General features: G+C 59.5%; 18 protein-coding genes. 16 read left to right on the top strand and 2 right to left on the bottom strand.

Annotation, left to right across the window (positions count from 1 at the left end; translation table 11 throughout):
- Positions 1 to 227: 227 nt before the first annotated feature.
- Positions 228 to 2270 (bottom strand): phenylacetic acid degradation bifunctional protein PaaZ, encoded by a 2043-nt coding sequence (gene paaZ, locus UTM25_RS07620; RefSeq protein WP_194399125.1) that lies wholly within the window; start codon positions 2268 to 2270, stop codon positions 228 to 230.
- 286 nt (positions 2271 to 2556) lie between these two features.
- Between paaZ and paaA the strand changes: the two genes are divergently transcribed.
- From paaA to UTM25_RS07545, 15 genes are all read left to right on the top strand, one after another.
- Complete coding sequence (paaA, locus tag UTM25_RS07615; RefSeq protein ID WP_320714565.1) at positions 2557 to 3486, top strand: 1,2-phenylacetyl-CoA epoxidase subunit PaaA; 930 nt, start codon at positions 2557 to 2559, stop codon at positions 3484 to 3486.
- Positions 3487 to 3497: 11 nt separating this feature from the next.
- The gene (paaB, locus tag UTM25_RS07610; protein WP_003857353.1) at positions 3498 to 3785 is read left to right on the top strand and encodes a 1,2-phenylacetyl-CoA epoxidase subunit PaaB; all 288 of its coding nucleotides are present in this window, start codon (positions 3498 to 3500) and stop codon (positions 3783 to 3785) included.
- Between the two features lie 8 nt (positions 3786 to 3793).
- Positions 3794 to 4540, top strand: coding sequence for a 1,2-phenylacetyl-CoA epoxidase subunit PaaC (gene paaC / locus UTM25_RS07605; protein WP_194399126.1), 747 nt, complete (start codon positions 3794 to 3796; stop codon positions 4538 to 4540).
- A gap of 11 nt (positions 4541 to 4551) precedes the next feature.
- Positions 4552 to 5049 carry a 1,2-phenylacetyl-CoA epoxidase subunit PaaD gene (paaD, locus tag UTM25_RS07600; protein ID WP_194399127.1) on the top strand — a complete coding sequence of 166 codons (498 nt, stop codon included), beginning with the start codon at positions 4552 to 4554 and terminating at the stop codon, positions 5047 to 5049.
- Between the two features lie 7 nt (positions 5050 to 5056).
- On the top strand, positions 5057 to 6127 hold the full coding sequence (gene paaE / locus UTM25_RS07595) for a 1,2-phenylacetyl-CoA epoxidase subunit PaaE (protein ID WP_194399128.1): 1071 nt from the start codon (positions 5057 to 5059) through the stop codon (positions 6125 to 6127).
- Positions 6124 to 6891 (top strand): 2,3-dehydroadipyl-CoA hydratase PaaF, encoded by a 768-nt coding sequence (gene paaF, locus UTM25_RS07590; RefSeq protein ID WP_194399129.1) that lies wholly within the window; start codon positions 6124 to 6126, stop codon positions 6889 to 6891. The genes paaE and paaF overlap by 4 nt, the downstream gene beginning before the upstream one ends.
- A complete protein-coding gene (gene paaG / locus UTM25_RS07585) occupies positions 6891 to 7679 on the top strand; it encodes a 2-(1,2-epoxy-1,2-dihydrophenyl)acetyl-CoA isomerase PaaG (protein WP_194399610.1) in 789 nt (262 codons plus the stop codon). The genes paaF and paaG overlap by 1 nt, the downstream gene beginning before the upstream one ends.
- Before the next feature lies 1 nt (position 7680).
- Positions 7681 to 9105 carry a 3-hydroxyacyl-CoA dehydrogenase PaaH gene (gene paaH, locus UTM25_RS07580; RefSeq protein WP_194399130.1) on the top strand — a complete coding sequence of 475 codons (1425 nt, stop codon included), beginning with the start codon at positions 7681 to 7683 and terminating at the stop codon, positions 9103 to 9105.
- Positions 9095 to 9523: a hydroxyphenylacetyl-CoA thioesterase PaaI gene (paaI, locus tag UTM25_RS07575; RefSeq protein WP_023335572.1), complete on the top strand. Its 429-nt coding sequence runs from the start codon at positions 9095 to 9097 to the stop codon at positions 9521 to 9523. Before paaH ends, paaI begins: the two co-directional genes overlap by 11 nt.
- On the top strand, positions 9516 to 10721 hold the full coding sequence (gene pcaF / locus UTM25_RS07570) for a 3-oxoadipyl-CoA thiolase (protein WP_194399131.1): 1206 nt from the start codon (positions 9516 to 9518) through the stop codon (positions 10719 to 10721). The genes paaI and pcaF overlap by 8 nt, the downstream gene beginning before the upstream one ends.
- A gap of 27 nt (positions 10722 to 10748) precedes the next feature.
- On the top strand, positions 10749 to 12065 hold the full coding sequence (gene paaK / locus UTM25_RS07565; protein WP_121423609.1) for a phenylacetate--CoA ligase PaaK: 1317 nt from the start codon (positions 10749 to 10751) through the stop codon (positions 12063 to 12065).
- Positions 12066 to 12167: 102 nt separating this feature from the next.
- Complete coding sequence (paaX, locus tag UTM25_RS07560; RefSeq protein WP_088205386.1) at positions 12168 to 13103, top strand: phenylacetic acid degradation operon negative regulatory protein PaaX; 936 nt, start codon at positions 12168 to 12170, stop codon at positions 13101 to 13103.
- Positions 13104 to 13112: 9 nt separating this feature from the next.
- Positions 13113 to 13709, top strand: a complete 597-nt coding sequence (gene paaY, locus UTM25_RS07555) for a phenylacetic acid degradation protein PaaY (protein ID WP_106105952.1) — start codon at positions 13113 to 13115, stop codon at positions 13707 to 13709.
- An 88-nt stretch (positions 13710 to 13797) separates the two neighbouring features.
- A complete protein-coding gene (locus tag UTM25_RS07550) occupies positions 13798 to 14154 on the top strand; it encodes a DUF4440 domain-containing protein (protein ID WP_194399132.1) in 357 nt (118 codons plus the stop codon).
- Positions 14155 to 14410: 256 nt separating this feature from the next.
- Positions 14411 to 15154, top strand: coding sequence for an SDR family oxidoreductase (locus UTM25_RS07545; protein WP_194399133.1), 744 nt, complete (start codon positions 14411 to 14413; stop codon positions 15152 to 15154).
- Between the two features lie 22 nt (positions 15155 to 15176).
- On the opposite strand, the gene UTM25_RS07540 is transcribed toward UTM25_RS07545, so the two are convergent.
- Positions 15177 to 16409: a serine hydrolase domain-containing protein gene (locus UTM25_RS07540; RefSeq protein ID WP_194399134.1), complete on the bottom strand. Its 1233-nt coding sequence runs from the start codon at positions 16407 to 16409 to the stop codon at positions 15177 to 15179.
- 136 nt (positions 16410 to 16545) lie between these two features.
- Between UTM25_RS07540 and UTM25_RS07535 the strand changes: the two genes are divergently transcribed.
- Entirely contained in the window at positions 16546 to 17028 is a 483-nt protein-coding gene (locus tag UTM25_RS07535) for a glutathione peroxidase (protein ID WP_194399135.1), read from the top strand.
- Positions 17029 to 17219 lie beyond the last annotated feature (191 nt).

The raw sequence follows: 17219 nt of genomic DNA, 5'->3' as shown, positions 1-17219 counted from the left end.
TACGCTCCCGGGGATTCGTTCCCTTGCCGCCTTCCTGCAACTCGAATTATTTAGGGTTTATTGTGTTGTGACAGCCTTATCCTGACAGGCCTATGAGAAAAGCGTTTGCCTGCATCTGCCAGGTTATTTGCCAGTCTTGCCAGGTTAAAAAAAGAGCGGGGATAAATCACATGCGCGTGCAGAACAATCCCCTCTCCCCTTTGGGAAGAGGGTCAGGGTGAGGGGCGTTAGCTGAAATCACCCTGCTGGCGCGCCACCAGCGTCAGGATGGAGTAGAGCGCCACGGCCTGCTGGTGCTGGTTGAAGATCTCAACCGCCCATTCCACCACGCCGGTCGGTTTTTCCTCGGCGGTACGCTGTTTCTTCAGCGTTTTACGTTTGCAGGTCAGACGCACCTGAATGGTATCGCCCGGCTTAACCGGCTCGATAAAGCGCAGGTTCTCCATGCCGTAGTTGGCAATAACCGGCCCGACGCCCGCGTCGACAAACAGTCCTGCCGCGGCGGAAATCAGGAAGTAGCCGTGCACCACGCGCTCGCCAAAGATCGATTCTGCCGCGCCAATCTTGTCCATATGGGCGTAGAAGTGGTCCCCGCTCAGGCAGGCAAAGTTGACGATGTCCGCTTCCGTCAGGGTGCGGCGCGGCGTCAGCAGGCTGTCGCCCGGCTGCAGTTCCTCAAAGTATTTGCGGAACGGATGCACGCGATCCTCCTGAACCGTTGCGCCCCGCACCCACTGCTTGCCAATGGCCGCCAGCATGGTCGGACTGCCCTGAATCGCGGTGCGCTGCAGGTAGTGCTTCACCGCGCGCAGGCCGCCCAGCTCTTCGCCGCCGCCCGCGCGGCCCGGGCCGCCGTGCACCAGCTGCGGCAGCGGGGAGCCGTGGCCGGTAGACTCTTTTGATGATTCCTCGTTAAGGATTTGAATGCGCCCGTGGGCGCGCGCCGCGCCGGCAATAAACTGGCGGGCAATGTCCAGGTCTGCGGTGACCAGCGTACCCGCCAGGCTACCGCCGCCCGCGCGGGCAAGCGCCATCGCGTGCTCTGAATTGCGATACGGCATCAGCGTCGCTACCGGGCCGAAGGCTTCAGTTGAATGCACCGCCGGGGTTTCGTCCGGCTGCGGGCAGAACAGCAGGGTCGGTGGGAAGAACGCGCCAGCGGAGTGCGGATCCGCTTTGCCACCCAGACGGATCTGGCAGCCTGCGGCGATAAGTTGATCCACTTTCTCCTGCACGTCGGCGCGCTGTTCGGCATTCACCAGCGCGCCCATCTTTACCCCGTCCTGCGCCGGGTCGCCCACCACCACTTTTTCCAGCCGGGCAATCAGCGCCTGGCTCACGGCATCAATCTGGTTTTGCGGGACGATAATTCGGCGAATGGCCGTACATTTCTGCCCGGCTTTCGCGGTCATCTCGCGGACCACTTCCCGGACGAACAGGGCAAACTCCGGCTGGTCCGGCGTAACGTCTTCCCCCAGCACGCAGCAGTTCAGGGAGTCGGCCTCCATGGTGAACGGAATCGAATTCGCCACGATATTTGGGTGCACGCGCAGGCTTTGCCCGGTGCTGGCGGAGCCGGTAAAGGTCACCACGTCCTGGCTGTCGAGCTGGTCGAGCAGATCCCCCGCGCCGCCGCAGATCAGGCTGATGGTGCCGTCCGGCACCAGGCCGCTGTCGACGATGGATTTCACCATCGCCTGGGTTACCTGTGCGGTAGCGGTAGCGGGTTTGATGATGGCGGGCATCCCGGCAAGCCAGGTCGGCGCCAGCTTTTCCAGCATCCCCCAGCAGGGGAAGTTAAAGGCATTGATGTGTACCGCCACGCCGGATTTGGAGGTCAGGACGTGGCGCGCCGCAAAGCCGCCTTCTTTCGACAGCGGGATTAACTCATCTTCCGGCCACAGGGTGTCATCCGGCAGCTCGCGGCTGCCCAGGCTGGCGTAGGTGAAGAGGGTGCCGATGCCGCCTTCAATATCTACCCAGCTGTCCGCCTTCGTCGCGCCCGTCTGGGCGGACAGGGCATAAAACGTCTCTTTCTCGCTAAGCAGGTGCTTTGCCACCGCTTTCAGCATGGCAGCGCGTTCAATAAAGGTCATCTTATGAAGCGCTTCGCCACCGCGCTCAATCGCGTAGCGACGAGCGGCCGCCATATCCAGCCCTTCGCTGGTGACTTCCCACAAGGCTTCGCCGCTGATGGCGTGATGAATGGCGCGTTCGCGGCCCCGGCCAGACTGCCAGGTACCGGATAAGAAGCTGGCTAACTGCTGCATCGCTTATCTCCAAATGTTACGTGATTTACTCATTAATAGTTTGATCGTGAATCATAAAAATCAAGCTGAGTTTTAATGAATTGTTAACATTGTGATCTGGCTGGATGAATCGCATCGCCTGAAGACGCTTTATGAAAGGCCTTCTGCAAAAGCCTTGCGAGCAGCATCACAAAACCAGGAAACAATTCTTGGGGTTGTATTTAACCTTTGTGTAACTTTTAAAAAAAACAAAGTGATTCAGCATTACGCCTTAATTTGCAAACTAACGAATCATAAAGGTGATGACGTGACGCAAGAACAACGGTTTGAGCAGCGCATAGCGCAGGAGACGGCGATTGAGCCTCAGGACTGGATGCCTGACGCCTACCGTAAGACGTTGATCCGTCAGATTGGTCAGCATGCGCACTCCGAAATTGTCGGCATGCTGCCGGAGGGGAACTGGATCGCCCGCGCGCCGACGCTGCGCCGAAAAGCAATCCTGCTGGCGAAAGTGCAGGACGAAGCCGGGCACGGGCTCTACCTCTACAGCGCGGCGGAAACGCTGGGCTGCGCCCGGGAAGACATCTACCAGAAGATGCTCGACGGCAGGATGAAGTACTCCTCCATCTTCAACTATCCGACCCTGAGCTGGGCCGATATCGGCGTGATTGGCTGGCTGGTGGACGGCGCGGCCATCGTCAACCAGGTGGCGCTGTGCCGGACCTCCTACGGTCCGTATGCCCGAGCGATGGTGAAAATATGTAAAGAAGAGAGCTTCCACCAGCGCCAGGGCTTTGAGGCCTGCATGGCGCTGGCGCAGGGCAGCGAGGCCCAGCGTCAGATGCTGCAGGACGCCATCAACCGCTTCTGGTGGCCGGCGCTGATGATGTTCGGGCCGAACGACGACAACTCGCCGAACAGCGCCCGCAGCCTGGCCTGGAAAATCAAGCGCTTCGGCAATGACGAGCTGCGCCAGCGCTTTGTCGACAACACGGTGCCGCAGGTGGAGATGCTGGGCATGACGGTGCCGGATCCCGACCTGCGATTTGATGAAGAGAGCGGTCATTACCGCTTCGGCGAGATCGACTGGCAGGAGTTTGACGAGGTCATTAACGGGCGCGGCTTCTGCAACCACGAGCGCCTGGCCGCGAAACGTAAAGCCTGGGAAGAGGGGGCGTGGGTGCGCGAAGCCGCACTGGCGCACGCGGAAAAACAACACGCCCGCAAAGTGGCTTAAGAGGAATCACGATGAGCAACGTCTACTGGCCGCTGTACGAAGTGTTCGTACGCAGCAAACAAGGGTTATCCCACCGTCATGTAGGTAGTCTGCATGCCGCCGACGATCGCATGGCGCTGGAAAATGCGCGCGACGCCTACACCCGCCGCAGCGAAGGGTGTTCTATCTGGGTGGTTAAGGCGAGCGAGATTGTCGCCTCCCAGCCGGAAGAGAGCGGTGAGTTCTTCGACCCGGCGGAAAGCAAGGTTTACCGCCATCCGACGTTCTACACCATCCCTGACGGCATCGAGCATATGTGAGGCAAAGAATGAATTCAGTGACTGCCTATGCCCTGCGTCTGGGCGACAACGGTCTGGTGCTCTCCCAGCGTCTCGGCGCCTGGTGCGGCCACGCGCCGGAGCTGGAGATCGACCTCGCGCTCGCCAATATCGGTCTCGACCTGCTGGGCCAGGCGCGCAACTTCCTGACCTATGCCGCGGAGCGGGAAGGCCAGGGCGATGAAGATACCCTGGCGTTTGGCCGCGACGAGCGCCAGTTCCGCAACGTCCTGCTGGTAGAGCAGCCGAACGGCAGCTTCGCCGACACTATTGCCCGCCAGTACCTGATGGACGCCTGGAACGTGGCGCTGTATGAACGCCTGACCCGGAGCAGCGACGGCCAGCTTGCCGCCATTGCCGCCAAAGCAATCAAAGAGGCGCGCTACCACCTGCGCTTCAGCCGCGGCTGGCTGGTGCGTCTGGGCGACGGAACCGAAACGTCCGCGCAAAAAATGCAGCAGGCTATCGATAACCTGTGGCGTTTTACGGCGGAGCTGTTTGAAGCCGATGAGGTCGAGCTGGCGCTGATTGACGCCGGCGTGGCGGTTGACCCGCGCCTCCTGCGCCAGCCGTGGGAAAGCGAAGTTTATGCCGGTCTGCATGAAGCCTGCCTGCAGGTGCCCGCAGAGGTTGCGTATCGCACCGGGGGCAAGAGGGGGCTGCATACCGAACATCTGGGCCCGATGCTGGCGGAAATGCAGTATCTCCAGCGCGCGTATCCCGGTCAGCAGTGGTAAAGGAGAACGCTATGCAACGCCTCGTCGACATCGCGCCCGCGCAAATTCCGCAGATCTGGTCGCTGTTAAGCCAGATCCCGGACCCGGAAGTGCCGGTATTAACCATCACCGATTTAGGCATGGTGCGCAGCGTGAAGGCGCAGGGGGAAGGCTGGGTCATTGGCTTCACGCCAACCTATTCGGGCTGCCCGGCAACGGAACACCTGCTGGGGGCGATCCGCGACGCAATGACCGCGCACGGCTATACCCCGGTGCACGTTGTGCTCCAGCTTGAACCCGCCTGGACCACCGACTGGATGACCGCCGACGCGCGCGAGCGCCTGCGGGCGTATGGCATCAGCCCGCCCGTGGGGCACAGCTGCCACGCACACGCGCCAGCCGAAGTGAGCTGCCCGCGCTGCGCCAGCACCGACACCTCGCTTATCAGTGAATTTGGTTCGACGGCCTGCAAAGCGCTCTACCGCTGCAATTCCTGCCGCGAGCCCTTCGACTATTTCAAATGCATTTGAGGCTGCCATGACAACGTTTCATTCATTAACAGTGGCAAAAGTGGAACCCGAAACCCGCGACGCGGTGACCATCACCTTTGCGGTGCCGCAGGCGCTGCAGGAGGCCTACCGCTTTCGTCCCGGCCAGCACCTGACGTTAAAAACGAAGCTTGGCGGGGACGAGCTGCGCCGCTGCTACTCCATCTGCCGGAGTACCGCCCCGGGCGAAATCAGCGTGGCGGTCAAAGCGATTGAAGGCGGGCGCTTTTCCCGCTATGCCCGGGATGAGATCAAAGCGGGCATGGCGCTGGAGGTGATGGTTCCTCAGGGGCAGTTTGGCTACCAGCCGCGGGCTGACCGCGAAGGCCAGTATCTGGCGATTGCGGCAGGCTCCGGGATCACCCCGATGCTGGCGATTATCTCCGCAACGCTTGCGACCGAACCCAACAGCCAGTTCACCCTGATCTACGGCAACCGCAGCAGCCAGAGCATGATGTTCCGCCAGGCGCTGGCGGACCTGAAGGACAAATACCCGCAGCGGCTGCAGCTGGTCTCCATCTTCAGCCAGGAGCGGCTGGACAGCGATCTGCTCTTTGGCCGCATCGACGGGGAAAAGCTGCAGGCGCTGGCGAAAACCCTGATTAACTTCCGCCAGTACGACGAGGCGTTTATCTGCGGCCCGTCGGCGATGATGGACGACGCCGAAGCCACGCTGAAGGCGCTGGGGATGCCGGACAAATCCATTCACCTTGAGCGCTTTAACACCTCCGGAATCACCGTCAGGCGCGCGGCGCACGTGCAGTCGGAAGGACAAAAAGTGACCGTTCGCCAGGACGGGCGCGACCGTGAAATCACCCTGACGGCGGACGACGAAAGCATTCTTGATGCCGCCCTGCGTCAGGGTGCGGATCTGCCGTATGCCTGCAAGGGCGGCGTGTGCGCCACCTGTAAATGCAAAGTGCTGCGCGGGAAGGTGGACATGGCGACCAACTACAGCCTGGAGCCGGACGAGCTGGCCGCCGGATACGTGCTGAGCTGCCAGTCGCTGCCGTTAACCTCCGACGTGATTGTCGACTTCGACGCGAAGGGGATGGCATGAGCGAACTGATTATTACCCGTCATGGCCGCGTGCTGCAGCTGACGCTAAACCGTCCGGCGGCGCGCAACGCCCTCAACAATGCGCTGTTAACGCAGATTGCTGCGCAGCTTGAGGACGCCGCAGCAGATGCCGACATCGCCGTCTGCGTGATTTACGGCAGCGAGCGCTGCTTTGCCGCCGGGGCCGATCTCAACGAAATGGCGGAGAAAGACCTGCCCGCCACGCTGAACGATATTCGCCCTCAGCTGTGGGCGCGGATTAACGCTTTTCCTAAACCGCTGATTGCCGCCGTGAACGGCTTCGCGCTGGGCGCGGGCTGCGAGCTGGCGCTGCTGTGCGACGCGATCATTGCTGGCGATAACGCCCGTTTCGGCCTGCCGGAAATTACGCTGGGCATTATGCCCGGCGCGGGCGGCACCCAGCGTCTTATCCGCAGCGTCGGTAAATCGCTCGCCAGCAAAATGGTGCTGACCGGCGAGAGTATTTCCGCGCAGCAGGCGCTGAGCGCCGGGCTGGTCAGCGACGTTTTCCCGCCAGCGCTGACGCTGGAGTATGCCCTGAAGCAGGCGGCGCTGATGGCGCGCCACTCTCCGCTGGCGCTGCAGGCGGCGAAACAGGCGCTGCGCCAGTCTCAGGAGGTACCGCTCCAGGCCGGACTCGCGCAGGAGCGCCAGCTGTTTACGCTGCTTTCTGCCACCGAAGACCGCCGGGAAGGCATCGACGCCTTCTTACAAAAACGCACCCCCGACTTTAAAGGACGCTAATTGTGGAATTTATTCTCAGTCATGTTGAGCAGGGCGTAATGACCATTACGCTGAACCGTCCGGAGCGTCTGAACAGCTTTAACGACGTGATGCACGAGCAGCTTGCCGAGTGCCTGAAGCAGGCCGAGCGGGATGACGCCGTTCGCTGCCTGCTGATCGCCGGGGCAGGACGCGGCTTTTGCGCCGGTCAGGATCTGAACGACCGCAACGTCGACCCCAACGGCCCGGCGCCGGATCTGGGGATGTCCGTTGAAACCTTCTATAACCCGCTGGTGCGCCGCCTGGCAAAGCTGCCGAAACCGGTCATTTGCGCCGTTAACGGCGTGGCGGCCGGCGCGGGTGCCACGCTGGCGCTGGGGTGCGACATGGTCATTGCCGCTCGTTCCGCCAACTTCGTGATGGCCTTCAGCAAGCTCGGCCTGGTGCCGGACTGCGGCGGCACCTGGCTGCTGCCGCGCGTGGCCGGACGCGCCCGCGCCATGGGGCTGGCGCTGCTAGGCGACAAGCTCAGCGCCGAACAGGCGCAGGCGTGGGGGATGATCTGGCAGGTGGTGGATGACGAACAGCTTTACACCACCGCGCAGCAGATGGCGCTGCACTTTGCGTCTCAACCGACCTTCGGGCTGGGGCTGATCAAGCAGGCGATAAACGCCGCGGAAACCAACACTCTGGACGCCCAGCTCGATCTGGAGCGCGACTATCAGCGCCTGGCCGGGCGCAGCGACGATTACCGCGAGGGCGTCAGCGCCTTCCTGGCGAAGCGCGCGCCGAACTTTACGGGGAAATAAGATGCTGAACATACGGACTGTCGCCGTGATTGGCAGCGGTACGATGGGCGCAGGGATTGCCGAAGTCGCCGCCAGCCATGGGCATCAGGTGCTGATTTACGACATCTCCAGCGATGCGATATCGCGGGCCATCGACGGGATCCGCCAGCGTCTGGCCTCCCGGGTGACGCGCGGAAAACTCTCCGCCGATGCCGGGAGCCAGATCCTCGCCAGGCTGCTTCCGGTCACCGATATCGAGGCGCTCTCCGCGGCCGATCTGGTCATAGAAGCGGCCTCCGAGCGTCTGGAGGTGAAGAAGGCGCTGTTTGCGCAGCTGGCTGAGATCTGCCCGCCGCAGACGGTGCTGACCAGCAATACCTCTTCCATCTCCGTTACGGCGATTGCGGCGGACGTCCACCACCCGGAGCGCGTCGCAGGGCTGCATTTCTTTAACCCGGCGCCGGTGATGAAGCTGGTGGAGGTTGTCAGCGGGCTGGCGACTTCTCCGGAAGTAGCCGACGCGCTGTGCGAGCTGGCGCTGAACTGGGGCAAACAGCCCGTTCGCTGCCAGTCAACGCCGGGGTTCATCGTCAACCGCGTCGCGCGTCCGTTTTATTCCGAAGCCTGGCGCGCGCTGGAAGAGCAGGTCGCGCCGCCGGAGGTCATTGATGCCGCCCTGCGCGACGGCGGCGGTTTCCCGATGGGGCCGCTGGAGCTGACCGACATGATTGGTCAGGACGTGAATTTCGCGGTGACCTGCTCGGTATTTAACGCCTTCTGGCAGGAGCGTCGTTTTCTGCCTTCGCTGGTGCAGCAGGAGCTGGTGCTGGCGGGAAGGCTGGGCAAAAAGAGCGGGAAGGGCGTCTACGACTGGCAGGGTGACAAACCCGCCGTGCAGTGGGTGCAGGCCGTAAACGACAGCTACAGCCCGATGCGCGTGGAAAAAAGACGTGACGGTGTCACCGAAATTGATGATGTGTACCTGATCGAAACGCAGGGCGAAACCGCTCAGGCGCTGGCGCTGCGGCTCAACGGCCCGGTGGTGGTGGTGGACCGCATTGAGCGCGACGTGGCGGTGATTGCGTCGGCCGCCAGCAACCCGCACACCGCGACGCAAAAGGCCATCCGCTATCTGCAGCAGCAGGGTAACCGGGTGGTGCAAATTGCCGATTATCCCGGACTGCTGGTCTGGCGCACGCTGGCGATGATTGCCAACGAAGCGCTGGATGCCCTGCAAAAAGGGGTCGCCAGCGAGAAGGACATCGATACCGCCATGCGCCTGGGCGTGAACTACCCGAGCGGGCCGATCGCCTGGGGCGAACGGCTGGGCTGGCAGCGCCTGCTGACGCTGCTGGAGAACCTGCAGCGTCATTACGGGGAGGAGCGCTATCGCCCCTGTTCACTGCTGCGCCAGCGCGCGCTTCTGGAGAGTAGCTATGAGTCATAACGCCTGGCATAACGCCCGCGCGATGTACGAACGGGACGCCTGCGCGCAGGCGATGGGGATGGACATTGTCGACATGGATGAGGGCTACGCGGTGGTGACCATGACCATCACCCCGCAGATGCTTAACGGCCACCAAACCTGCCACGGCGGACAGCTTTTTTCGCTGGCAGACACCGCCTTTGCCTACGCCTGCAACAGCCAGGGGCTGGCGGCGGTAGCCTCAGGCTGCTCGATTGATTTTCTGCGTCCGGGCTTTGCCGGGGACACGCTCACCGCCACCGCGCGGGTGATGCACCAGGGCAAGCTGACCGGCGTATACGACATTGAAATCCAGAACCAACAACAGAAAACCGTCGCCCTTTTTCGCGGGAAATCTCACCGCATCGGCGGCAGCGTGACGGGAGAGGCAGATGCGTGACGCATTTATTTGTGATGGCGTTCGAACCCCGGTGGGGCGTTACGGCGGCTCGCTTGCCGCAGTCCGAACCGACGATCTCGGTGCCGTGCCGCTGCGCGCGCTGCTGGCCCGCTATCCCCAGCTCGACCTCGAGCGGATCGACGACGTGATCTTCGGCTGCGCCAACCAGGCGGGGGAAGATAACCGCAACGTGGCGCGCATGTCGTCCCTGCTGGCCGGGCTGCCGCAGACGGTTTCCGGAACCACCATTAACCGCCTGTGCGGATCGGGGCTGGACGCGATTGGTTTTGCTGCCCGCGCTATTAAGGCGGGCGATGGCGAGCTGCTGATTGCGGGCGGCGTGGAGTCGATGTCGCGTGCGCCGTTTGTGATGGGCAAAGCCACCGCCGCGTTTCAGCGTCAGGCGGAAATCTTTGATACCACCATCGGCTGGCGATTTGTGAATCCGCTCATGCATCAGCAATTCGGAACTGACAGTATGCCGGAAACGGCAGAGAATGTAGCTGAATTGTTAAATATCAGCCGTGCCGATCAGGACGCGTTCGCGCTGCGCAGCCAGCAGCGCACCGCGCAGGCGCAGCAGAACGGCATTCTGGCGCAGGAGATTGTGCCGGTACCGGTGCCGGGCAAAAAAGGGACGGTCACCGAGTTTAACGTGGATGAACACCCGCGCGCGGACACCACGCTCGAACAGCTCGCCGGACTCAAAACGCCGTTCCGTAAGAACGGGGTGGTCACGGCGGGAAATGCCTCCGGCGTCAACGACGGCGCGGCGGCGCTGATTGTCGCCAGCGAGAAGATGGCGCTGGCGCAGGGGCTAGTCCCGCGCACGCGGATCGTGGCGATGGCGACGGCGGGCGTGGAGCCACGTCTGATGGGGCTCGGCCCGGTCCCGGCCACCCGCAAGGTGCTGGAGCGCGCCGGACTCAGCATTAACGATATGGACGTGATCGAGCTTAACGAAGCCTTCGCCTCGCAGGCGCTGGGCGTGCTGCGTCAGCTGGGCCTGCCGGATGATGCCGCGCACGTCAACCCGAACGGTGGCGCGATTGCGCTGGGCCACCCGCTGGGCATGAGCGGTGCCAGACTGGCGCTGGCCGCGAGCAATGAACTGCACCGACGCGGCGGGCGCTACGCGCTGTGTACGATGTGCATCGGTGTGGGTCAGGGCATTGCCATGATCCTTGAGCGTGTTTGAGCATAAAAACAATGTGAGTACCCTACAATGACAAATACAACAAAGCTTGATCCGATTGAAACGGCCTCCCTTGACGAGTTACAGGCGCTGCAGACCGAGCGTCTGAAATGGACGCTGCATCACGCCTACAGCAACGTGCCGATGTACAAACGCAAGTTTGACGCCGCGGGCGTTCACCCTGACGATTTCAAAGAGCTGGCGGATATCCGCAAATTCCCGTGCACCACCAAGCAGGACCTGCGGGATAACTATCCGTTCGATACCTTTGCCGTGCCGATGGAGCAGGTGGTGCGTATTCACGCGTCATCCGGGACCACCGGCAAACCGACCGTTGTCGGCTACACGCAGGGCGACATCGACAACTGGGCCAATCTGGTGGCCCGCTCCCTGCGCGCGGCGGGCGGCAGCGCGAAGGACAAAATTCACGTGGCGTATGGCTATGGCCTGTTTACCGGCGGGCTGGGCGCGCACTACGGCGCCGAGCGTTTAGGCGCGACGGTGATCCCGATGTCCGGCGGCCAGACGGAGAAACAGGCGCAGCTGATCCGTGATTTCCAGCCGGATATGATCATGGTGACGCCGTCCTACTGCCTCAACCTGATTGAAGAGCTGGAGCGCCAGATGGGCGGCGATGCCAGCGGCTGTTCCCTGCGCGTGGGCGTCTTCGGCGCCGAGCCGTGGACGCAGGCCATGCGGCGCGAAATTGAAAAACGCTTAGGCATTACCGCGCTGGATATCTATGGTCTTTCCGAAGTGATGGGGCCGGGCGTGGCGATGGAGTGTATTGAAACCGTCGACGGCCCGACCATCTGGGAAGATCATTTCTACCCGGAGATCGTCAACCCGAACGACGGCACGCCGCTGGATGACGGGCAGCAGGGCGAACTGCTGTTCACCACGCTGACCAAAGAGGCGCTGCCGGTGATCCGCTACCGCACCCGCGACCTGACGCGCCTGCTCCCGGCCACCGCCCGCAGCATGCGCCGCATGGACCGGATCAGCGGGCGCAGTGACGATATGCTGATCATCCGCGGCGTCAACGTCTTCCCTTCGCAGCTGGAAGAGGAGATCGTCAAGTTCGAACACCTTTCTCCGCACTATCAGCTGGAGGTGAACCGTCGCGGGCATCTTGATTCACTTTCCGTGAAGGTGGAGCTGAAAGAGAGTAGCCTCACGCTGACGCACGAGCAGCGCTGTCAGGTGTGCCACCAGCTGCGCCACCGCATTAAGTCGATGGTGGGGATTTCCACCGACGTCACGATCGTGAACTGCGGCAGCATCCCGCGCTCAGAGGGCAAAGCCTGCCGGGTGTTTGACTTGCGTAAAGCTGCGGCCAACGGCTAAGTTTTCCCTCACCCCGTCCCTCTCCAAAAGGGAGAGGGTTAGGGTGAGGGGCTATCCCAGAATCCTGTGCTATGATTCATCCAGGACAAAAATAACAACAGAATGAATCACATGAATAAACTCGACGCCTTTATCCAGCACGCGGTCAGCTCCGTACCCGTCAGCGGGACCTCTCTTATCTCCTCGTTATACGGTGATGCGCTTTCCCATCGCGGCGGTGAGATTTGGCTCGGTAGCCTGGCCGCCCTGCTGGAAGGCATGGGGTTTGGCGAGCGCTTCGTGCGCACCGCGCTGTTTCGCCTCAACAAAGAGGGCTGGCTGGACGTTTCCCGCATCGGGCGTCGCAGCTTTTACCGCCTGAGCGATAAAGGGCTTCGCCTGACGCGTCGCGCGGAGAATAAGATTTACCGCGCGGAACTGCCCGCCTGGGACGGCAAATGGCTGTTGCTGCTCTCCGAAGGTCTGGATAAAACCACCCTTGCCGACGTCAAAAAACAGCTGATCTGGCAGGGGTTTGGCACGCTGGCGCCGAGCCTGATGGCCTCGCCGTCGCAGCATCTGGCGGACGTGCAGTCCCTGCTTCACGATGCCGGCGTGGCGGAAAACGTGATCTTCTTTGAAGCCCACTCGCCGCTGGCGCTCTCCCGCGCCGCGCTGCGTTCGCGGGTAGAAGAGTGCTGGCAGTTAACCGAGCAAAACGCGATGTACGAGTCGTTTATCAACTCGTTCCGGCCGCTGCTGCCGCTGCTGAAAGAGGCAGCGCCCGAGGAGCTGACGCCGGAACGCTGTTTCCAGATCCAGCTGCTGCTGATTCACTTTTATCGTCGCGTGGTGCTGAAAGACCCGCTGCTGCCGGAAGAGTTGCTGCCCGCGCACTGGGCGGGACAAAGCGCCCGACAGCTCTGCATTAATATCTATCAGCGTGTCGCGCCGGGGGCGCTGACGTTTGTCAGCGAGAAGGGCGAAACCTCCGTGGGCGAACTGCCCGTGCCCGGCACGCTTTACTATCAACGCTTTGGTGGTCTTACTAGCGCATAAGGAGCGAAGATGCCAGTTTATCAAATTGACGGTCTGACGCCGGTCGTGCCGGACGAGAGCTATGTTCACCCGACGGCGGTGCTGATCGGGGACGTGATTCTGGGCAAAGGCGTTTACGTCGGTCCTAACGCCAGCCTGCGCGGTGATTTTGGCCGTATCGTGGTGAAAGACGGTGCCAACATTCAGGATAACTGCGTGATGCACGGCTTCCCGGAGCAGGACACGGTGGTGGAAGAGGACGGGCATATCGGCCACAGCGCCATTCTCCACGGCTGCGTGATCCGTCGCAATGCGCTGGTGGGCATGAACGCGGTGGTGATGGACGGCGCGGTCATCGGTGAAAACAGCATCGTCGGCGCGGCGGCGTTCGTGAAGGCGAAAGCGGAGATGCCCGCCAACCATTTGATTATCGGCAGCCCAGCCAAAGCGATTCGCGAACTCAGCGAGCAGGAGCTGGCGTGGAAGCGGCAGGGCACGCGGGAGTATCAGGTGCTGGTGGAGCGCTGCAAGCTCACTATGCACCAGGTGGAGCCGCTGCGCGAGGCTGAGCCTGACCGAAAACGGCTGACGTTTGATGAGAATTTAAGGCCGAAGTCGGCGGTGTAGGGGGAAGGTCCGCTTCATGGCAGGAGCGGCCATTGCCTTAGATCGATTATCGTTTTATAAACACTGACATGTAATGAGGACAATCACTATGCTCCTTGAGAAGCTTATTAGACTTGAATGTTCTCTACATGGCGACATGCGAAAAGACAGGGAGTGGCTTGAACAAATACTTCATAAAGAATTTAGAGAAATAACACGTACAGGCGTGTTAGTCACTCGTACAGAGACAATAGAATACCTTTCTGCTGAAATAAATGCGCCAACTATTCTCAGTCGCGATTATCAACTCATCAACGTAAGCGATAATTTCGCTATATTACATTACAGGACGTTTAATCCAGATGGCAGTCGTACTTCTCTTCGTTCTTCATGTTGGGAGCGTTTTGATAATGACCAGTGGAAACTGGTGTTTCATCAGGGGACTCCCGAGTCGAAAGAGAGTTAAATATAAAATCGGAGCATGGCGCAGTATAAATTATTAATCAAAGTTAAATTCAAGAATAAATAAACCATTATCCGAGTCCAGTAAACCAGGCGTTGGCAGCTTGTGCCGAAGAAAGACGTAGCTAATTCTCTGGGGAAATATAAAAGACGCTCAAGCGCTCTTTCCCGCTGTAAATGGCACTAACGGGAAGATGTTACCCGCCTCATCATGCTATTAATCCTCGATACAGACTCATCACGACAGAGGACGCAGAGTTATGCTGAGGGGTAAAAGAGCTGTTATCACCGGTGGCGGCGGGGGATTTGGTCAGGCGCTGTGCGTCTGGCTTGCCCGAGAGGGCGTTGAAGTGGATTTTAGCGCCCGCCGGGCGGTGGATATTCAAAACACCTGCAGCCTCATCGCGGCTGAAGGTGGTGAGGCGAAAGGGTATCTCTGTGATTTAGCCCTGCCGGAATCCATTTCTCAGTTTTCTTCGCAGGTCTTACATTCAGACAGGCCAATCGATATTTTAATTCTGAATGCTGCTCAGTGGTTGTCAGGGACAATAGACGAACATTCGAGCACAGAAATCTTCAATACCGTCAGTTCAGGCCTGACAGGTTCAATCCTGCTAACCCAGGCAATGCTTCCGGGTTTAAGACGCTCAGACAGTGCAGACATCATTGCGGTTATATCTGCGTGCGGTATTCCGAACTTTACAGATTCGATTGCCCATCCCGCTTTTTTTGCCAGCAAACACGGGCTCAGCGGCTTTACAACGAAACTGTCAGAACACTTATCCAAAGAAAACATTCGGGTAACCGGATTATATCCGCCTGATTTTGAACTGACCGGATTAGATGCGCATGTCGATAATCAATCAAGGATGGGGGAGCGTCTGGTGAATGGATGGTCAATCTGGGAAACGATTCGTTTTGTACTGACTCAGCCTCGAAGTTGCCATATTAGTACTATCTACTTTCAGGGGCCGACTCGCGAAGATCTTGCGCACCAGGCCTGAATCTGACGGCGGGCGTTCACTACTATTGCTGATAAACGCGTTTTGGAATCCCATTAATCGCAAAGCGGCTGCCAGGGCTCTGGCTGTCTTTTTTCGCCATATCCATTAATAGCGCGATGCCAATGTAATTACTCCAGTTAAAGGTATTTTGCAGCACCACCACCGCATTACCTTTTTCTTTGTCATAACCGATAAAGCTGGAGTAACCGCCGATATAGCCGACCTGATAGGTGATTTTTTCCAGACCGATAAAGTCGGTGGTCCAGGCAATACCCTGTACCCCGTCGGGACGTTGAATATCGGTATTTCTCACTTCGTCAAAAACGCTGTCCAGCAGGGGACTGTGGGTCGTCGATACGTGATAGCGGGCATAGGTCGCCAGATCTTCGGCGTTGCTGTACAAGCTCGCTGCCGCCACCATGTTGTTGGAAAAATGCCAGTCCGGGGTGAGCTGCCCGCGCGGGATAAATTTCGGCTGATCGCCCGCGTGGCCGAGCGCACGCTCCGGGTATCCTTTTAGCTGCTGGGGAATAAAGCTGCTGTTAGCCATTTGCAGCGGACGGAAAATATAGCGCGAGGCTAAACTCTGTATATCTTCGCCGGTTTTGTGCTTCAGGATATAGCCGATCAGCGCGTAGCCGGTATTGGAATATTGCGGCACTTTATTCTTTGGCGCCCGCCAGTCGGCGAGGTAGCGCAGCACGTTATCGCTGTCCAGCTCGCTATAGAAATTTTCACCCGTGCTTAAATAGCCGATGAATTTCCCAAGCATCGGAACATCCATATTCTGACGCGGCAGGCCGGAAGTGTGGGTAACCAGTTCAAGCAGGGTAATTTTTTGTGCATCCGCGCTAAGCGGCGTCCCCGGCGGAAGCAATGTCGCCAGGTTATCGTTCCAGTTCAGTTGCCCTTCATTCACCAGACAAGCCACCACTTCCGCCGTGATCCCTTTGCTGAGCGAGCCGAGCGCAAACAGGGTGTCGGGCCTGACCGGATAACGATTGACCGCATCGGTTACGCCCCAGGTGTAAAACTGCGGTGATCCGTGATTATGGATCACCGCGACCGTCATCCCGGGAACGGATTTTTGCGCCATATAGTGACGCACCACGCTGTCAACGTCGCCATCCAGTGAATCATGGGTGAGAAGTTCCTGAGTGCCTTCCGGGGAGGACATCTGTGAGAGCGTGCCACAACCGCTGAGGAGTGGGAGAGTAAGCAGAAGCCAGCGAATTTTTTTTGTTATGTTCTGCATACCTGATAGCGAGTGTGGTGGTCATTGGCGCGCCAGGAATGTATCACAAATAGCCTGCCTGAATGTAAACTTTCTAAACGGCGGCGGCCCTGTTGATGGTCACCGCGACTTTTCGGCCTGCTTTGAGGATTTCAGTATGACTCGCTTTTATCAACTTTCTGCCACACGTCTGGATGGGCAGCTTATATCAATGGCCGACTATGCGGGAAAGGTGGTTCTGGTCGTCAATACCGCCAGCCAGTGTGGCTTCACGCCGCAATATGCAGGTCTGGAAGCGCTATACAAGAAATACGCCGATCAAGGATTAGTGGTGCTGGGCTTCCCCTGTAACCAGTTCGGCAAACAGGAACCCGGCGGCGCCGATGAAATCTCAAAAACCTGTTACATCAACTACGGCGTGAGTTTCCCGATGTTTGAGAAGGTTGAGGTTAACGGTAGCGCAGCGCACCCGCTGTTTCGCTATCTGAAAAACGAATTGCCCGGCGTGCTGGGGGGGCGGATCAAGTGGAACTTTACTAAGTTTCTGATCGGCCGCGACGGTAAACCACTCCAGCGTTTTGCTCCGATGACTACGCCAGAGAAAATGGAGAGGGCGATTGTCGAGGCTTTGGGGAGGTGAGCGTTTTGGTGAATGGAACTAGCCATTAATGAAGCGATTAGGAGCCGCTCATTATCGGGGGATGAAAAATGCCGGCGTGTGTCTTGGCGGAACTAACTATCTTTCTTAATCTTGCCTTATAGTTAAAGTGGCTACTGGTATTAGTGCAAGGGTTATATTAACGCTCAATCACAGTATGGAAAGCATTTTTC

Source organism: Enterobacter sp. 61D5, from assembly GCF_034107965.1.
GTDB lineage: Bacteria > Pseudomonadota > Gammaproteobacteria > Enterobacterales > Enterobacteriaceae > Enterobacter > Enterobacter cloacae_M.
This window is presented reverse-complemented; position numbering and strand designations above follow the sequence as displayed.